The sequence below is a fragment of the Cellulomonas endophytica genome, assembly GCF_004123805.1.
Taxonomy (GTDB): domain Bacteria; phylum Actinomycetota; class Actinomycetes; order Actinomycetales; family Cellulomonadaceae; genus Cellulomonas; species Cellulomonas endophytica.
The window spans coordinates 1-17706 of record NZ_RWJX01000073.1; the positions used below are offsets into that span (position 1 = coordinate 1).

Annotated in this window: 16 protein-coding genes and 1 pseudogene; 3 read left to right on the forward strand and 14 right to left on the reverse strand. The window is 76.4% G+C overall.

The features are described 5' to 3' along the window. Positions 1–927 (forward strand): molybdopterin-dependent oxidoreductase (locus EJA20_RS15345; protein ID WP_164984010.1); only part of this gene is annotated, 927 nt, incomplete at its 5' end. A gap of 42 nt (positions 928–969) precedes the next feature. Here the strand turns inward: EJA20_RS15345 and EJA20_RS15350 are convergent. The 3 genes from EJA20_RS15350 to map all read right to left on the reverse strand — a co-directional run bounded on the left by EJA20_RS15350 (position 970) and on the right by map (position 3663). Next, complete coding sequence (locus EJA20_RS15350; protein WP_129339373.1) at positions 970–2193, reverse strand: pyridoxal phosphate-dependent aminotransferase; 1224 nt, start codon at positions 2191–2193, stop codon at positions 970–972. Next, positions 2190–2726: a low molecular weight protein-tyrosine-phosphatase gene (locus EJA20_RS15355; protein WP_129339384.1), complete on the reverse strand. Its 537-nt coding sequence runs from the start codon at positions 2724–2726 to the stop codon at positions 2190–2192. The genes EJA20_RS15350 and EJA20_RS15355 overlap by 4 nt, the downstream gene beginning before the upstream one ends. Before the next feature lie 175 nt (positions 2727–2901). Beyond that, complete coding sequence (map, locus tag EJA20_RS15360; protein ID WP_129339374.1) at positions 2902–3663, reverse strand: type I methionyl aminopeptidase; 762 nt, start codon at positions 3661–3663, stop codon at positions 2902–2904. Positions 3664–3826: 163 nt separating this feature from the next. Here map and EJA20_RS15365 point away from each other — a divergent pair, with 163 nt between their 5' ends. After that, positions 3827–4744: a GGDEF domain-containing protein gene (locus EJA20_RS15365; RefSeq protein ID WP_129339375.1), complete on the forward strand. Its 918-nt coding sequence runs from the start codon at positions 3827–3829 to the stop codon at positions 4742–4744. Positions 4745–5070: 326 nt separating this feature from the next. On the opposite strand, the gene EJA20_RS15370 is transcribed toward EJA20_RS15365, so the two are convergent. The 4 genes and pseudogenes from EJA20_RS15370 to EJA20_RS15385 all read right to left on the reverse strand — a co-directional run bounded on the left by EJA20_RS15370 (position 5071) and on the right by EJA20_RS15385 (position 9495). Beyond that, the gene (locus tag EJA20_RS15370) at positions 5071–5952 is read right to left on the reverse strand and encodes a glycerophosphodiester phosphodiesterase (protein ID WP_129339376.1); all 882 of its coding nucleotides are present in this window, start codon (positions 5950–5952) and stop codon (positions 5071–5073) included. Continuing rightward, a pseudogene (locus EJA20_RS15375) lies at positions 5949–7358 on the reverse strand (ABC transporter substrate-binding protein). The gene EJA20_RS15370 and the pseudogene EJA20_RS15375 overlap by 4 nt, the downstream one beginning before the upstream one ends. A gap of 146 nt (positions 7359–7504) precedes the next feature. After that, positions 7505–8449 (reverse strand): carbohydrate ABC transporter permease, encoded by a 945-nt coding sequence (locus EJA20_RS15380; RefSeq protein ID WP_129339377.1) that lies wholly within the window; start codon positions 8447–8449, stop codon positions 7505–7507. After that, positions 8446–9495 carry a carbohydrate ABC transporter permease gene (locus EJA20_RS15385; RefSeq protein WP_240675545.1) on the reverse strand — a complete coding sequence of 350 codons (1050 nt, stop codon included), beginning with the start codon at positions 9493–9495 and terminating at the stop codon, positions 8446–8448. Before EJA20_RS15385 ends, EJA20_RS15380 begins: the two co-directional genes overlap by 4 nt. Positions 9496–9772: 277 nt before the next feature. Here EJA20_RS15385 and EJA20_RS15390 point away from each other — a divergent pair, with 277 nt between their 5' ends. Further along, the gene (locus EJA20_RS15390; RefSeq protein ID WP_129339378.1) at positions 9773–10420 is read left to right on the forward strand and encodes an NADPH-dependent F420 reductase; all 648 of its coding nucleotides are present in this window, start codon (positions 9773–9775) and stop codon (positions 10418–10420) included. A 123-nt stretch (positions 10421–10543) separates the two neighbouring features. On the opposite strand, the gene EJA20_RS15395 is transcribed toward EJA20_RS15390, so the two are convergent. From EJA20_RS15395 to EJA20_RS15425, 7 genes are all read right to left on the reverse strand, one after another. After that, complete coding sequence (locus EJA20_RS15395) at positions 10544–10750, reverse strand: DUF3072 domain-containing protein (RefSeq protein ID WP_129339379.1); 207 nt, start codon at positions 10748–10750, stop codon at positions 10544–10546. Positions 10751–10845: 95 nt separating this feature from the next. Next, positions 10846–12282: an ANTAR domain-containing protein gene (locus EJA20_RS15400; RefSeq protein ID WP_129339380.1), complete on the reverse strand. Its 1437-nt coding sequence runs from the start codon at positions 12280–12282 to the stop codon at positions 10846–10848. A 106-nt stretch (positions 12283–12388) separates the two neighbouring features. After that, on the reverse strand, positions 12389–13108 hold the full coding sequence (locus EJA20_RS15405) for a trimeric intracellular cation channel family protein (protein ID WP_129339381.1): 720 nt from the start codon (positions 13106–13108) through the stop codon (positions 12389–12391). Positions 13109–13191: 83 nt separating this feature from the next. Continuing rightward, on the reverse strand, positions 13192–14424 hold the full coding sequence (locus tag EJA20_RS15410; RefSeq protein ID WP_129339382.1) for a sialidase family protein: 1233 nt from the start codon (positions 14422–14424) through the stop codon (positions 13192–13194). Continuing rightward, the gene (locus EJA20_RS15415) at positions 14421–15791 is read right to left on the reverse strand and encodes a family 1 glycosylhydrolase (protein ID WP_240675546.1); all 1371 of its coding nucleotides are present in this window, start codon (positions 15789–15791) and stop codon (positions 14421–14423) included. Before EJA20_RS15415 ends, EJA20_RS15410 begins: the two co-directional genes overlap by 4 nt. A 5-nt stretch (positions 15792–15796) precedes the next feature. Then, entirely contained in the window at positions 15797–16705 is a 909-nt protein-coding gene (locus EJA20_RS15420) for a carbohydrate ABC transporter permease (protein WP_129339383.1), read from the reverse strand. Next, the coding region (locus tag EJA20_RS15425; protein WP_205687535.1) for a carbohydrate ABC transporter permease at positions 16702–17706 on the reverse strand (1005 nt) is incomplete at its 5' end. The genes EJA20_RS15425 and EJA20_RS15420, both read right to left, overlap by 4 nt.

Sequence of the window (17706 nt, forward strand, 5' to 3'; positions counted from 1 at the left end):
GTGCCGCAGCCGGCGCAGGCCCTCGGCGCGCACCGCCAGGCCCGGGTCCGCGGCGGCCAGGTGGTCACCCCGAACGACGCCTTCTACCGGATCGACACGGCGTTCGTCGTGCCGACGATCGACCCGTCCGGCTGGTCGCTGCGGGTCCACGGGCTCGTGGAGCGCGAGGTCGTCCTCACGTGGGAGGACCTGCTGGGGGAGAGCCTCGTGGAGGCCTGGGTGACGCTCGCGTGCGTGTCGAACGAGGTGGGCGGCGACCTCGTCGGGAACGCGCGGTGGCTCGGCCTGCCCGTCCGCGGGCTGCTCGCCCGCGCCGGCATGCGCGAGGGCGCCGACATGGTGCTGTCGACCAGCAGCGACGGGTTCACCGCGTCGACCCCGCTGGAGGCCCTCACCGACGACCGCGACGCGCTGCTGGCCGTCGGCATGAACGGCGAGCCCCTGCCGTACGAGCACGGGTTCCCGGCGCGCCTCGTCGTCCCCGGGCTGTACGGGTACGTGTCGGCGACGAAGTGGGTCGTCGACCTCGAGGTCACCCGCTTCGCCGACCGCACCGCCTACTGGACCGACCGCGGGTGGTCCGAGCGCGGCCCGGTGAAGACGGCCTCCCGCATCGAGGTGCCCCGGGCCGGCGCGGAGGTCCCCGCCGGCACGGTCGCGGTGGGCGGCACGGCGTGGGCGCAGCACCGCGGGGTCACGGGGGTCGAGGTCCAGGTCGACGACGGCCCGTGGCAGCCGGCCGTGCTCGCCGGGGAGATCTCCGTCGACACCTGGCGGCAGTGGTCCTTCCGGTGGGAGGCGACCCCGGGGCAGCACGTGCTGCGGGTGCGCGCGAGCGACCCCGACGGGCCCCAGACCGGCGACGTCGCCCGCGTGGTCCCCGACGGTGCCACCGGCTGGCACACCGTCGTCGTCCGCGTGGTCTGAGCACCCGGCCCGCGCCCTGCGGCTGGTCCCCGGGCGTGCGCGTCAGCGGTGCAGGCCCGCCTGCCAGGCCTCGACGCGGTCCAGCGCGGCGGCGAGCGTCGCGGGCGCCACCGCGAAGGACAGCCGCACGAACCGGTGCCCGTCGACGGGGTCGAAGTCCGTCCCGGGCGTGAGCGCCACCCCCGCCTCGTCGAGCAGCCGCGCGCACCAGGTGACGGAGTCCAGGCCGGACGCGGACACGTCCGCCCAGAGGTAGAAGGCGCCGTCGGCGGGGGCCACGTGCGACCAGCCCAGCGCCGGCAGCCGCTCGAGGAGCACGGCGCGCGAGCGGGCGTACCGCTCGACGGCCTCCGCCGCGGCGGCGTAGGCCTCGTCGGAGAACGCGGCGAGCGCGGCGTGCTGCGGCAGGGCGGGCGGCGACAGCGCGACGCTGCCCGCGAGCGCGTCCACCGCCCCGACGAGGGCCTCGGGCAGCACGAGCCACCCCAGCCGCCACCCCGTCATGCCCCAGAGCTTGGAGAACGAGCTGACGACGACGGCCTCGTCGGACCGGGCGGCGGTCGTCGTCGGCGGCGCCCCCGCGTAGGTGAGCCCGTGGTAGATCTCGTCGACGACGAGCCGCGTGCCGCGGTCCGCGCCCCACGCCACGAGGGCGTCCAGCGCGGCCGCGTCCAGCATCGTCCCCGTCGGGTTGGACGGGCTGGCGACGACGAGCCCCGCCGCCCCCTGCGGCCCGAGCACGGCGTCGAGGCGCTCCGGCGTCGGCTGGTACCGGTCCGCCGGGCCGCAGGGGACGTCGCGCAGGTCGCAGCCCAGCGCCGTGAGGATGTTCGCGTAGGCCGGGTAGCCGGGCCGGGCCAGCGCCACGCGGTCGCCGGCGTCGAAGGCGGCGAGGACGGCGAGCACGAACCCGCCCGAGGAGCCCGTCGTCACCACGACGCGGCGCGGGTCGAGGTCGAGGCCGTAGGTGCGGGCGTAGTGCCCGGCGATGGCGCGGCGCAGCGCGGGCACCCCCGCGGCCTCCGTGTAGCCGAGGTCGGCGGTCGCGACGAGCTCCGCCGCCCGGCGCCGCACGACGGCGGGGGCGCCGCCGGCCGGCTCGCCGACGCAGAGGGAGAGCACGTCCTCGCCGGCCGCCCGGCGCGCGTTGGCGGCCGCGACGATCTCCATGACGGCGAAGGGCGGCACCTGGGCCCGGCGGGCGACCCCGGGCGGTCGGCGAGGGGCCGCGGGAGCGTCGAGCCCCTCGCGGCCGGGCGCGCTCATGCCCCGGGGCCGCCGGCGCGCACGGCGTCGCGCGCGGCGAGCTGCGCCCGGACGTGCTCGACGACGCCGTCGGCCGCGGCCTCCACCTCGGCGAGCGTCGTCCGGAAGTCGCTCTCGTCGCCGTACCAGGGGTCGGCGATGTCGAGGCGGCTCTCGGCGGCGTCCCCGGCGACGACCCGCGGGGCGGCCGGGTCGAACGAGCGCAGGAGGCGCACGCGGGCGTCGTCGGCGCCGGCCCGCTCCGCGATCCGGCGCAGCGCCCGGGCGTGCGAGCTCGTGGCGGCCAGCAGCAGGTCCCGCCCGGCGACCTCGTCGGGGCGGACGCGGTGCGCGCGGTGCCCCTCGCCGGTGGGGTAGCCGTGCGCGGCGAGCACGCGGCGGGCCCGGGGGTCGACGGGGTTGCCGTGCTCCTCGTCGCTCGTCCCGGAGGAGTCGACGACGACCCGGTCCGCCAGACCCGCGGCCCGCAGGCGCTCGCGGAGCACGACCTCGGCGATGGGCGAGCGGCAGATGTTGCCCGTGCAGACGGTCATGACCCGGTAGGGCGCGGGCCCGCCGGACGCACCGGACGCACGGGACGCACCGGACGCACGGGGACCGTCGTCGGCCGGGTCGGAGGGGTCGCGGGGGCGGAGGGCGTCGGGCACCGCCCCATCCTCCCCCGCCGCCCCCCGGACCGCGCCTCCCGGCGGGGGGACGCCGAGGCCGTCAGCGGGCGGTGAGGACGACCGGGCCCTCCGGCGTCACCGCGACGGTGTGCTCGGCGTGCGCGGTGAGCGAGCCGTCGGCCGACCGGATCGTCCACCCGTCCTCGTCGATCACGTACTGGTCCGTGCCGGCCATGAACCACGGCTCGATCGCGACGACGAGGCCGGGCTTCAGCCGCGTCCCCGAGCCCGGGCGGCCGTCGTTCGGGACGTGCGGCTCCTCGTGCATCGTCCGCCCGACGCCGTGGCCGCCGAAGTCCGTGTTGATGCCGAACCCGCCGGCGCGACCGACGCGACCGATGGCGGCGGACACGTCCCCGAGCCGCGCACCGGCCCGGGCGGCCGCGACGCCCGCCTCGAGGGCCCTCTCCGTGGCGTCGATGAGGGCCTGCGCCGCCGGCGTCGTCGTGCCGAGCTGGAACGTCAGCGCGGAGTCGGCGACCCAGCCGCGGACCTCCGCGGCGAAGTCGATGCTGAGGACGTCCCCGTCCTCGAGCACGCGGTCCGACGGCAGGCCGTGCAGCGCGGCGTCGTTCACGGACGTGCACAGGACCCCGGGGTACGGCACCGCGCCGAAGGACGGGTGGTAGCCGAGGTAGACGGAGCGGGCGCCCGCCTCGTCGATCATGCGGTGGGCGTGGGCGTCGAGGTCCCGCAGCGTCATGCCGACGCGCGCGACCTCGCGCAGGGAGGAGAGCACGCCGGCGACGAACCGCCCGGCGGGACGCATCTCCTCGATCTGGGCGGGGGACTTCAGGGCCATGGCGTCACTCTGCCACGCAGCCGGCGGCGCCCTCGCGGACGGGTGAACGTGCCCGGACCCGGCCTCCGCGGCGCGCCGGCCTGCCGATCACGGGGGTGGGCGCCCCGCACGGGGGCCCACGGGCGGCCGCGGGACGGCCGGCGACGACGGGACGGGCGGGACGATGGCGGGGTACGCGCGGCCGGCGGACGTCGCGCTCCTGGGTCGCGGCCTCCTCGCGGCCGGCGCCGTCTCGCTCGTGACCGCGGCGGTGCCCTTCAGCCCGACGGCGCCCCGCGGGACGGCGGCGCTCCTCGGGGTCGCGGCGCTGGCCCTGGGCGGGACGGTGCTCGCCCGCGCGCGACGCACGACCGTGGTCGCGGTCCACGCGCTCGTCGCCCTCGCCACGGCCGTCACCGGCGGGTGCGTCGCGCTGTCCACCACACCCGCCGGCACCGCCGTCACCGCGGTGGGGTCGCTGTGGGTGGTCCTCTACACCTCGCTCGTGCACCCCCGGCGGGCGGTCGCGGCGCACGTCGGCGGGGTCGCCGTGGCGACGGCCCTCGGCCTGCTGCTCGCCGGCGCCACCTCCGCCCCGCAGACGTGGTTCTTCCTCACGGCGATCGCCGTCGGCATCGCGGTGGCCCTCACGACGACCGTCGAGCGCCTGCACCGGGAGGCCACGCGCGACCCGCTCACGGGGGTCCTCACGCGCCGCGCGCTCGAGGAGGCCGTCGGGCAGGCCTGCCGCCGTGCGGAGCGGTCCGGGGCGCCGCTGACGCTCGTCGTGCTCGACCTCGACGGCTTCAAGGGCGTCAACGACCGCCACGGCCACGCGGCGGGCGACGCGCTCCTCGTCGCGCTCACGGCGGCGTGGCGGACGGTGCTGCGGCCCGACGACGTGCTCGGCCGCCTCGGCGGCGACGAGTTCGCGCTGCTGCTCCCGGGGGCGACCCCGGACGGGACGCGCGACGTGCTGGGGCGGCTCCGTGCCGCGCACCCGCAGGCCTGGAGCGCGGGGACCGCCGTCTGGGCGGGCGAGGGCTGGGCGCAGTGGTGCGCCGCGGCGGACCGCGACCTGTACGCGCACAAGCGGCGCTGAGGGGACTGCACGGGCACCGGCGACGGGCGCCCGTGCCCGGGCACGGAACAGCCCGTGGGCCGGGTCCGGGAGGACCCTGCCGTGGTGGACGACCACGGCACCCACGGGCTGCGGCGACTGCTGGGGATTCGCCGTCGCCCGGCCGGTCCGTCCGGCGGGCCACCGCGATCGAGCAATCCGTCCGATGGCTCGGGCGACTAGCGAGCAGCCACCTCACGCGTCCGTGTACAGACCATGTCGTGGACCACCTCCCTTCCGTGTCCGCCGACCGTACGTCCGCCCCCCGGGGGCGCGCCAGAGGTTTGTCCCCGGGCGAGGGCGACCTCTCAGGCCGGTGCGGGAGCGGGCTGCACCGCGAGCCAGCCGGCCATCCGGTCCGGCCGGTCGGTGATGACCGCGTCGACCCCGCGGGCCACGGCCAGCTCCCACTGCTCGGGCTCGTCGAGCGTCCAGGTCATGACCTCCAGGCCGGCCGCGTGCAGCCGGTCGACGAGGCCCGGGTCCTGGACGAGGAGCAGCCCGAACGGGTTGCACGCGACGACCCCGAGGGCCAGGCACCGGTCCACGAGGTCGTCGGGGGCGTCGACGACGAGCAGGCCGAGCCGCAGCTGCGGGGCGGCCTCGGCGAGCGCGCCGACGGTCTCCGGCCAGAAGCTCTGCGCGACCACCCGGTCGGCCAGGCCGGCGGCGAGCAGCGGTGCGGTCACCCGCGCCGCCTCGTCGACGGTCCAGGGACCCTTGAGCTCGAGGAGCAGGTCGATGCCGGGCCGCGTGAGCAGGAAGTCGATGACCTCCTCCCAGACGGGCACCCGCTGCCCGACGTAGGCCCGGGAGAACCAGGACCCGGCGTCCAGCGCGCGCACGTGGGCGGCGTCGAGGTCCGCGAGCCGTCCCGTGCCGTTCGTGGTGGCGTCGACGGAGTCGTCGTGCAGGACGACCACGCCGCCGTCGCGGGTCAGCTGGACGTCGATCTCCACGGCGTCCGCGCCCGCCCGCCAGGCGGCTTCGAGGGCCGCCAGCGTGTTCTGGGGGGCGACGGAGGAGTTGCCGCGGTGGGCGACGACCTTCGGCCGGCGCCGGGGGGTCGGGACGGCCGCGGCCGGCGGGACCGGGCCGGCGACGAGAGGCCCGGCGGTGAGAGGCCCGGCGGCGAGCGGCCCGGGCGCGAGCGGCCCGGGCGCGACCGGGCGCGCGTCGAGGGCGGTCACAGGTAGGGCTCGACGTTCTCGCGGTACGCCGTCTCGATGCGCGGCGTGATCGCGGCGAAGGCCTCGGCGGGGTCCGTGCCCTGGAGCACGATCTGCTCGATGCCCTCGTTGAGGATCGCGTCCGCGCCGGGGACGAAGACCCGGACCCAGTCCTGGGAGCGCGCCTTGTCGGCGAGCTGGTCCACGGCCGTGCGGAACTGCGGCGTCTGCGCGTAGACCGCCTGCATCGTGTCGCTCTCCACGGCCGAGGTGCGCACGGGCATGTACCCGGTGGCCTGCGAGAACGTCGAGGTGCCCTCCGTGCTCGTGAGGAAGTCGAGGAAGATCGCGGCGGCCTTCTGCTGCTCCGGCGTCCGCGAGGACGGGATCGCCAGGCCGGTGCCGCCCGTCGGCGTGCCGGAGCCCTCCGGGCCGTCCGGCAGGTAGGCCGTGCCGACCTCGAACGACGCGCCGTCGAGCACGCCCTTGAGGCTGCCCGTGGAGCCGATGGTCGAGGCCACGACGCCCGAGGTGAAGTCGACGACCGCGTCCTTCGAGACGCTCGCGACGCCGTCGGCGTGGAAGAGGTCGTGGAGCAGCTGCCCGCCGGCCTGCGCCTGCGGGGTGTCGAGCGTGACCTCCCACTCGTCGCTGTACTGCCCGCCCTCGCCCCAGATCATGTTCTCGAACCACCAGGCGCCCCAGGAGGGCCCCGTGCTCAGGCCGAAGGCGGAGCCGCCCTCGGGCACCTGCGCCTCGAGCGCCGGGTTCCAGGAGACGAGCTCCTCCCAGGTGGCCGGGCCGCGGTCGGGCAGCCCCGCCGCCGCTCAGAGGTCCTTGTTGTAGTAGAAGAGCGGCGTCGACCGCGCGTAGGGGACGGCCCAGTGCTGCCCGTCGTACTCGTAGTCGCCGTACAGGGCGGGGACGAAGTCCGCCGTGTCGGACCCGACCGCCGTCATGAGGTCGTCGAGCGGCAGGATCTGGTCGTTGAGGTGGTAGCGGAACCACCAGACGTCGGAGGCGATGACGAGGTCGGGCAGCTGTTGCGTCTGCGACGCGGCCTGGAAGCGCTGGGCCACCTCGTCGTAGCTCGCGCCGGCCGTCACGAGGTTCACGTCGATCTCGGGGTGCTCGGCCTCGAAGGCGGCGATGAGGCCCTCCTCCACGTCCTGGGAGGCGCCGGGGTGGTTGCTCCACCAGGTGATCTCGGAGGCCGGCTCGACGGCGTCCCAGTCGACGGCACCGGTCGAGGAGGACGCGTCCGCGGCCGCGGAGCCGCCCGCGGCGCCCACGGTCGGGCTGGCGCAGGCGGTGAGGGTCAGGGCGGTCACGGCGACGAGCGCGCCGAGGGCGGCGGGCCCCCGGCCGGCGCGGCGGCGGCCGGTGCTGGACGGGGCGGTGCCGGACGGGAGGGGGTGCTCGGGCACGGGTGCTCTCCTTGCTGGTCCGCGCCCGGTCCGGGCGCAGCGGGTCGCTGCCGCGGGTGGCGGCAGGGGTGCGGGGTGGGGTCAGGGGGGGTGCGGGGGCCGGTGACGCGGGGCGTCCGGCGGACGGGGGCCCGGGGCGGCGGGCGTCAGCCCGTGACGGCCCCGGCGGTGAGCCCGGCGACGAGGCGCCGCTGCAGCACGAGGAAGACGAGCAGGATCGGCAGGGTGACCACGACCGTGGCCGCCAGCAGCACGCCCCAGCTGCTCATCCCGTCGACGTTCTGCAGGAGGGTGAGCCCGACCGGCAGGGTCATGAGGCGCGCGTCGTCGACGACGAGGAACGGCCACAGGTAGTCGTTCCACTCGGTGACGACGGACACGAGCCCGACCGCGGCCAGCGTCGGCCCGGACATCGGCACGACGAACCGCAGGAGCGTGCGCAGGTGGCCGGCGCCGTCGAGCGCCGCGGCCTCCAGCACGGACCGCGGCAGGGTGAGGAAGTGCTGGCGGAACAGGAACGTCCCGAAGGCGCTGGCCAGGCCCGGGACGAGGATCCCCTGGTACGTGTTGAGCCAGCCCAGGCTCGCGACGAAGGTGTAGTTGGGGATGATCGTGATCTGCGGCGGGATCATGAGCGTGGCCAGCACGAGCCCGAACACCACGCGCCGGAAGGGCACCTCGACGAACACGAGGGCGTACGCGCAGCACAGGCCGAGCAGCACCTTCAGCCCCGCGCCGACCACGGTCAGCCCGACGCTGTTGAGGAAGAGGCGGCCGAGCGGGATCGAGTCGGCCACGCCGGCGTAGTTCGTCAGGCCCGGCGCGCCCGGCAGCCACCGCAGGGGCAGGGAGTACAGCTCGGCCGGCGTCTTGAGGCTCGCCAGCAGCATCCACAGCAGCGGGGCACCGAGCACGACGGTCGCCGCCACGAGGGCGAGCCACCCGCCGACGGGCAGGTCCCGCAGCGCGGCGAGGGCGGCGCGCGCCCGGCCCGCGGCTCCCGTCGGCGCGGCACCCGCGGGGACTCCGGTGCGGGAGGTCGTGCGCGCGCTCGTCGGGGCGGTCGTGCGGGCGCTCGTCGGGGCGCTCATGCGTAGTGGACCTTCCGCTCGACGAAGCGCATCTGCACCGCGGTCACGGCGAGGAGCAGCACGAACAGCACCGTCGCGCCGGCGGAGGCGTACCCCGCGCGGCCGGTGACGAAGCCCTCCTGGTAGATCTGGTACATGAGGGTCGTGGTGCTGCCGAGCGGCCCGCCGCGCGTCATCGCCTGGATGATGTCGAACGACTGCAGCGAGCTGAGCAGCATCGTCACCAGCAGGAAGAACGTCGTCGGCGTGAGCAGCGGCAGGACGACGGAGCGCAGGGTGCGCACGCGTCCGGCGCCGTCGAGGGCCGCGGCGTCCTTGAGGTCCTGCGGGATCGCCTGCAGGCCGGCCAGGTAGATGAGCGCGACGTACCCGAGGTTCTTCCAGAGGTAGACGACGACCACCATCACCAGGGGCCAGGGCTCCGCGGTGTACCAGGCCGGCGACGCGAGGCCGAACCACCCGAGGACCGTGGCCAGCAGCCCGTAGCGCGGGTCGAAGAGGAAGAGCCAGAGGATGCCGACCGCCAGGCCCGAGAGCACGTAGGGGGCGAAGGCCACGGTCCGCGCGACGCCCCGGCCGGGGATCCGGCGGTCGAGGAGCAGCGCCAGGGCCAGCCCGAGCACCATCGCGCCGCCGACGGTCGCGACGGTGAAGACGGCGGTCGTCGTGAGCACCTGGCCCGTGGCGGGGCTGGTGAACCACTCCCGGTAGTTGCCCAGCCCGACGAACCGCGCCACGGGCGAGCCGAGGTTCCACTGCAGCGTCGACAGGTACAGGCTCTCCAGCAGCGGCCGGTAGACGAAGAGGAGCAGGAGCGCGACGTTCGGGCCGGCGAGCAGCGCGAAGGTCGCCCAGGCGCGACGGCGACGGCGGGCGGCGGCCCGGCGGCGGACGGGGTCGGGAGCCGGACCCGACGGCCGCCGCGCAGGACGTGCGACCTCGCGGGACGGGCCGGCGGAGGGGGTGCGGGCGCCGGACGGGTCGACGTCCGGGGCGCCGTGCGGCGGCGGGCCGGCCGCGGTGGCGGCGGGCGCGGTGGCGGGCATGGGCTCCCTGCTGAGGGCTCTCGACGGGCGGGACCGACGCGGTCCGACCGGGTCCGACGACCGCGGTCGACGACGACGCTAGGAGCCCTCCGGGGGTGCGCCGAGCCGTCGGCGCCGGTGTTCCGCCGCTGTGCACGGACCGTTCACGCAGGTCGCCCGCACGACGACGCCCGTTCGGCCCGCCGCCGCCCGCCGGGGTGGCGGCCGTCGCCGGACCGTCCCCGACCGTTCACCTCGCCGGCGGAACAGTCCCGGGGGTCCTCCGGTTGACGGCGCCATGACCACCATCGGCTTCATCGGTTCCGGACACATCGGCGCGGCGCTCGCGCAGCTCGCGGCCCAGCGCGGCCACGACGTCGTCCTCTCCAACTCCCGCGGTCCCGAGACGCTCGCCGCGCTCGTGGCGCAGATCGGCCCGCGGGCGCGCGCCGCCACGCCGGAGGAGGCGGCTGCCGCGGGGGACGTCGTCGTCGTGACGATCCCGCTGCACGCCGTCGGGTCCGTGCCCGTCGGGCCGCTCGCGGGCAAGGTCGTCCTCGACACCGGCAACTACTACCCGCAGCGGGACGGGCAGATCCCCGAGCTGGACGACGAGAGCGCCACCACCGCGGAGCTCCTCCAGCGGCGCGCCCCCGACGCCCACGTCGTCAAGGCGTTCAGCAACATCGGGGCCGCGGACATCCTCACCGACGCGCGGCCCGCCGGTGCGGCCGACCGCCGGGCCCTGCCGCTCGCCGCGGACGACGCCGGCGCCCTCGAGCGCGCGGTCGCGCTGGTCGACGAGCTCGGCTTCGACACCGTCGCCCTCCAGCCGCTGGCCGAGGGCTGGCGGTGGCAGCGCGACACCCCCGCGTACGGCGCCGTGCTCGACCTGGCGTCGCTGCGCACGGCTCTCGACGGGGCGCGCCGCTACCGCGACATGTGAGTCGCGCACCCGCGCGGGCGTCCGCCGCGCCGCCGCGGGGACGCCCCGGCGCGAGCAGGGGCCCGGCTCGTCGTGAGCCGGGCCCCTGCTCGGGCTCCGCCGACGGGTCGGCGGGCGGGCGCGTCAGGCGCCGCGGCCCGTGCTCTGCTGCAGGCGGTCGATCGTCTCGGACGCGTCGGCCTTCGACAGGTCGTCGGGGACCTCCTCGCCGGCCTCGCGGGCGAGGGTGTGCAGGTAGCTCTTCTGCGGGCCCGTCATGGGCTCGTCGCCGGTCACCCAGTCCGACGGGTCCTTCTCGGCGTTCTCGGTGACGTCCTGGGGGTCGGCCATGGGTCCTCCTCGTGGTGCGGGCGGTGATCCCCTCGACGCTAGACCGGCCCGCCCGGGCCCGCCCGGCCAGGCCCGTCGCCCGGCCGGTCGTCCTCTCAGCCGCGCCCCGCGGTGCCCGGGCGGCCGTCCGGCCCCGACGGGCGCCGGTCCGCCAGGCCGTCCACCAGGGAGCGTGCGAGCACCCGCAGCTTGACGTTGCGCTGCTGGCTGACGCGCGAGAGGAACGCGAAGGCCTCGTCGGGCGTCCCGCCCCGCTGCGCCAGCACGATGCCCTTCGCCACGTCGATCGTGGCCCGCGACGCCAGCCCCTGGTGCAGCTGGGCGGCGAGCTCGCGCAGCCGCTCGCGCTGCTCGTGCTCCGCCAGCACGCCGCCGGCGGCCGTGGCCAGCACCTCGGCGGCCTCGACGTCGTCGGGGGAGAACGCGTCGACGCCCCGCGCGTAGAGGTTCACGGCGCCCACGAGGCCCTGCTCCCCGACCACGGGCGCCGCGACGAGCGCCGCGACCTCGCCGCCGTCCGCCGCCCGGGCGAGCCGGGGCCACCGCCCGTCGGCCCGCACGTCGGGCGACAGCGCGGTCTCCTGGGCCTCCGAGGCCGTCACGCAGGGCCCCTCGCCGACCCGGACCTGCAGCCCGTCGCCCGCCGACGCCAGCGTCCCCGTGGCCGCCATCGCGGTGGGTGCCGCGGCCGACCCGAGGTTGACGCTCACGGCGTCCGCCGCCGGCACGGCCGCGGCGACGACGGCCGCCGTCCGCTGCAGGAGGACCTGCAGCTCCGACGTCTCCGCCGGCAGCCAGAGGATGCGGGCGAAGGCCGTCGCGACCCGCACGCCGGCGGTGTCGACGACGGATCCGCCCGCCCCCTCGCCGGTCGCCCCGCCGGTCGCCTCGGCCGCAGGAGCGCCGTCCGCCCCCTCCGCCGTCGGCCCGGGCGGTCCGGCGCCGACCACGACGAACGTCCACGCGAGCTCACCGGTCCCGTCGGTCCACCCGCCGGCCGTCACGACGAGGTCCGCGACCACGGACGGCCCGCGGCGCGGCACGAGGCGCACCCGCACGTGCGACGGCTCCGGGCCGGCGGCGGCGGCCAGGGCGCGCACGGCGTCGCGGTCCGCCGGGTCGACGAAGCCGAGCAGGTCCTTGCGCAGGAGGTGGGCGGTCGAGATCCCGAGCCCCCGGGAGGCGGCCGCGTTCGCGGACAGCACGGTCCCGGACACCTCGGTGAGCAGCATCGGCACGGGCAGGGCGCCGGCCAGCCACTGCCGCTGGAGCAGCGCGACGCGGCGCTCGGCCAGCAGCGCCGCGACACCGCCGCCCGGGTCGTCCGTCGCACCGGCGAAGGGCCCGGAGGACCCGTGACCGGGGTCCGGGGCGGGCGGGGCCCCCGCGGCGGGGGCCGTTGCGGCGCCGGCGTCCCGCGCCCGGCCGAGCAGGTCGTCGAGGGCGTGCAGGTCCGCCGACAGCCACGAGCGCGACCCCGGCGGCGGTCCCTGCCGGAGGGTCCGCGGACCCGGGGCACCGTCCTGCGGCACGAGCGCCTCCCTCGGGGCGGTGCGCCGGTCGGCGCCGGACCACCATCGCACCGCCGGGCGCGGCCCGCGAGCAGGGACGGAGCGGCCCGCCCCGCGTCCCGGCGCCTCAGCCGCCCGGGGCGCCGGGGCCCGTCCCGCCGTCCCCCGGGCGGGGGTCCGGCGCGCCGTCCCCCGGGCCGGGGTCCGGCGCGCGGTGCCGCGACCCGGGCGGGCGCGGGGCGTCGAGGCCCAGGTGGAGGCCCAGGAGCCGCAGGACGAAGCACGCGGCCGCCGCCCCGACCGCCGTCGGCAGCCCGCGCACCTCGTCGGGCCCGGCCGTGGCCAGGACGGTGGCGACCGTCGCGCCGAGGAGCGCCGGGATGGCGTAGAGCTCGCTGGTGAGCACGCTCGGCACCCGGCGCAGCAGCACGTCGCGCAGGGTGCCGCCCCCGACGGCCGTGACCGCGCCGAGGATCACCGCCTGGGCGGGTCCCGCGCCGAGCGCGAGCGCCTTGCCCGCGCCCGTCACGGCGAACAGGCTCAGCCCGGCCGCGTCGAGCACGTCGATGGTCCGCGCGAACCGCGCCAGCACGTGCCCGAGCACGAAGGCCAGCAGCCCGCCCGCCGCCGCCACCGCGAGGTAGCGCGCGTCGGCGAAGGTCGCGGGCGGCACCGCGCCGAGCAGGACGTCCCGGACGATGCCGCCCCCGAGGCCGGTGATCATGCCGAGCGTCACGACCCCGACGATGTCGACGGCGGTCGTCCGCACCGCCGTCAGCGCCCCGTTGACCGCGAAGGCGAACGTGCCGGCCAGGTCGAGCACGAGCAGGACGGGGATGTCGGTCACGGCAGGGGTCTACCGCACGGCGGCCGCCCCGTCGCCGGGTGCCCACGGGACGGCGGGCGCCGGGGGCGGCCCGACCGTGCGGCTCAGCCCTCGAGGGCGCCGGCGCCCGGCCGCATCGTGCCCGCACCCGGGTCGGGCGCGACGAGCGCACGCCAGTCGCCCTCGACCACGGCGACGACCACGTCGTGGCTGCCGACGGCGTTGCGGACCGTCGTGGCCTGGACGAGCTCCCCCGCGGCGTTCCACCGCACGGACTGGGAGTAGCCGGAGGAGTCGCCGTGGACCCGCCGGACGGCCGCGACCGGCAGCTCCATCGAGCGCCAGGTGGCCCCGCCGTCGTCGCTGACGAGCGCGTGGTTCGCCTCCCGCCCGTCGGCCCAGGAGTGCCGCGCCGTCGCGACGAGGGTCGCCCCGCCCCGGCCGTCCGGGCACCACGCGAGGTTCGGCGTCCCGGACAGGGACACCCCGTCCACCGCGACGAGCTGCGGCCCGAGGTCGGCCGGGTCGCCCCAGTCGACGCCGTCCACGGACGTGCGCAGGTGGATCGGCACCTCGTGCGGCCCGACGACCTCGACGACCGCCCGGTAGGTGCCGTCGGGCAGGGGCCCCGTCGCGACGAACATGCCCGGCCGCGTCCACCGGTTCGGCACGCCGACCACCGTCTCGCGCGGCGTCCACGTGCGCAGGTCCTCGGTGCGGCGCCGCGAGATGGTCTGGAGCATCCCGCGGGCCTTCTCGCGCTCGTCGGCGTAGAGGACGTGCAGGACGCCGTCGAGGAGGAGCAGGTCCGGCTCCCACACGCTCGTCGTCGTGGACGCGCGCGAGGGGTCGTACGTCGCGGGCCCGCCCTCGTCGACGACCGCCTCGAACCGCCAGGTGGCGCCGCCGTCGCGGCTCGAGTGCAGCACGAGGGTCGTCGTGGAGCCGTCCGCGGGGATGGCGTTGCCCGCCAGGAGCAGGTCGCCGGCGCGCAGGTGCGCGAGGTCGCCGGGCAGCTCGTAGAGCACGGGCTGGTAGCGGTTGCCGCGACCGAGCGGGTCGACCACGCGGGCGACCTCGCGCCACGTGCGGCCTCCGTCGTCGGACCGCCGCACGGGGAAGGCGGGGCCGCCGGGGCGCGCGACGCCGAGCCGCAGCTCCCACGTGAGCAGGAGCGCCCCCGCGTTCGGCCCGTCGGGGTCCGTCGCGAGCAGCCGCGTGTACATGGAGCCCGCCTCGCCGACGCTGCCGCGGTGCACCGTCGTCGTCGTGACGCGCGGGCGCCCCGGGGCCACGGGCGGCAGCGGTCCCGTCGGGCGGGCGGGGGCGAGGGTCATGCGGGACCTCCGAGGGGAGCCGTGACGAGCGGGGGCGGGACGGGGGCGGACGGGACGGGGCCGGACGGGACGGGGGTGGCCGCGGCACGGCGCCCGTGGGCGGCCGCGAGCGCGACGAAGGCGTCGGCCGCGGCCGTGCGCCTCCGCCCGAACCCGCCGTCGCCGTCGGGCTCCAGGTCCCACAGGCCGTGGCCGAGGAGGTACTCGTGCGGCTCGCCCGTGCCCTCCCGGTAGTCCCAGAGCAGGAAGTCGAAGAGCGACCACCACGTGTACCCGACGAGGGGCAGGCCCTCCTCGCGCAGGCGGAGGACGGTCGCGAGCGAGTCGTGCAGCCAGGCCACGCGTCGGTCGACGTCGCCGGGGTCGGCGGTCTCCGTCAGCGCCAGCGGCACGGCGGGGTAGCGGGCGTGCCACCGGTGCAGCAGGTCGACGAGCCCCTCGAGGCCGTCCCAGGTGACGGGCCACGCCGAGGGGGGCGGGTCCTCCCGCGCGCCGGGCTCGTCCACCACGCGCACGGTCGACACGTGCGGGTAGTAGTTGACGCCCAGGACGTCGGCGGAGACGGCGTGCTCCGCGAACCACGTCAGCTCGCCGTCCGTCACCCCGTGCGCCCGCAGGTGCGGCAGCAGCGCGTGCCCCTCCCCCACCCGGCCCGTGACGAGGTCCTGGTGGAGGAACTCGCGCTCGCGCAGGTGCGCAACGCGGGCGCCGAACCGGTCCCCGGTGCCGGTGGCCCCGACGAACCGGCGCGAGGCCTCCACGTGCCAGTGCTCCGCGTCGGGCCGGACCTCCGCGATCGCCCGCTGCGCCGCGACGACGCCCCGCGCCACCGGGAGCAGCACCGCCAGGTAGCCGGCGTCGCCCGTGCGGTGCGGCGGCCAGATGCCGTCCTCGCCGCACCGCTCGGCGGTGACGGTCGGCTCGTTCGTCGCGGTGAAGAGCCGCAACGAGGGGTACCGCTCGGCGGTCGCCACCGCGTACTCCGCGAGCGCCGCCGGGTAGTCCGCGTGGAGGAACCCGCCGCCGAGCCACGCCGGCGTCCCGTAGTGCACGAGGTCGACGACGGGCTCGACGCCCACCTCCTCGAACCGGGCCACGACCCGGTCGACCCAGGACCAGTCGAAGCGGCCCGGCTCGGGGTGCACCCGGTACCAGGGGATGCCCCACCGGACCTGGTCGGCACCCGTGGCCGCGAGCAGGTCGACGTCCTCCGACCAGCGCCGGTAGTGGTCCGTGAGCGCGTACTCGTCGAGCGGCCGGCGGTCGCCGTGCGGCTCGACGACGAAGGTGTCCTCGACGCCCACGCCCATGAGCAGGCGCGGCGGGCCGGACGGCGGCGGGGGGGCCGCCGCCGTCTGCTCGTCCACGGCCGTCAGCCCTTGATGCCGACGGAGGCGACGCCCTCGATGAACCGCTTCTGCACGAGGGCGAAGACGACCACGAGGGGCACCACGGAGATGAGCGCGCCGGCCATGCTGACGCCGTAGGGGATGACGCCCTGCGCGGTGCCGTTGAGCAGGGCCAGGCCCGCGGTGAGCGTGCGGTCCTCGGCGCTGTTCGTCATCGTCATCGGCCAGATCATGTCGTTCCAGTTGCCGATGAAGTTGAACATCCCGAGCGTGAGCAGCCCCGCGGTGGCGTTCGGCAGGATGATGTTCCAGTAGATCCGGAACTCCGACGCGCCGTCGATGCGCGCCGCGGAGTCCAGGTCCCGCGGGATCGTCACGAAGAACTGCCGCAGGAGGAAGATCCCCGCCACGTCGGCCGCGCGCGGGATGACGAGACCGACCATCGTGCCGATCCAGCCCAGCTCCGAGAGCATCTTGTAGAGCGGGACGAGCAGGGACTGGAACGGGATCATGATCGTCGCGAGGAGCACGGCGAGCACGAGGCCCCGGCCCTTGAAGTCGATGCACGCCAGCGCGTAGGCGGCCATGGAGTCGAGCACGAGCGACAGCGCCGTGACCAGCACCGACATGAGGATCGTGTTCATGAGCTGCTGCCCGACCGGGATCCGGTCGAACACCGCGGGGAAGTTGTCGAGGGTCCAGGCGCCGGGCAGCAGCGACGGCGGGTAGGACAGGACCTCCGTCTGCGGCGAGAACGCCGTGATGACGATGACGAGGAGCGGGAAGGCGCAGACCGCCGCGGCGACGAGGGACAGGACGAGCGCGAGCGCGCGTCCCGAGAGCGTCGAGCGGTGGAGGCCTCCTCCGCTGCCGCCGAGGCGGCGCAGGCGGGTGGCGGGCGCGGGGAAGGTCGCGCGGGTGAGCGTCGTCATGCGAGGTCCTTCTCCTGACGCCGGTTGATGCTCAGCTGGATGATCCCCACGACCATCGTGATCGCCATGAGCACGAAGGACAGGGAGGAGGCGTAGCCCTGGCGGAAGTTCGTGAAGCCCTCGGTGTAGACCCGGTAGACGATCGTCTCCGTGGACCGCTCGGGGCCGCCGCCGGTCATGATGTAGATCTGGTCGAACGCCTGGAAGGCGCCGTTGGCGGCGAGGATGATGACGTAGGTCATCGTCGGCCGCAGGCCCGGGACCGTGACGTTCCAGAAGCGCCGCCACGCGTTGGCGCCGTCGAGGTGCGCCGCCTCGTAGAGCTCGGCGGCGATGCCCTGCAGGCCGGCGATGAAGATGACCATGAAGTAGCCGAAGTTCTTCCAGACGGCCACGAGGATGACGGTGGGCATCGCCCACGTCGGGTCGTTGAGCAGGTCGGGCATCGAGCGACCGAACACCTGGGAGAACCAGTAGGGCACCAGGCCCGTGTTGGCGTCGAGCAGGAAGCTCCACGCCAGCGCCGCGACCGCCATCGAGATGATGAACGGCACGAACACGACCGTGCGGATGAACCCGCGCATCGGCAGGTCCTTGCGGTTGAGCAGGAGCGCCATCGCCATCGCCACGACGATGACGAGCGGCGCGTACGCCACCGCGTAGACCAGCGTGTTGACCACCGCGCCGCGGGTGTCCGGGTCGCTGATGATCCGCTCGTAGTTCGCCAGCCCGATGAACTCCGGCGTGTTCAGGCCCGAGGAGTCCGTGAACGAGATCGCCAGCGCGTAGAAGGTCGGGTAGAAGACCCAGACGAGCAGGATGACGAGGCCGGGGAGCAGGAAGCCGAGGCCGGCGAGGGCGCGCCGGCGCGCCTGGGGGTTGCCGCGCCGGCGCCGCGGGGCGTCGCGCGAGGCCTGCGCCCGGCTGATCGACCGGGGAGCCTTGTAGACCACAGAGTTCGACACGGGTCGACCACCGTCCTTCTCAGGGGGGTGAGGGGG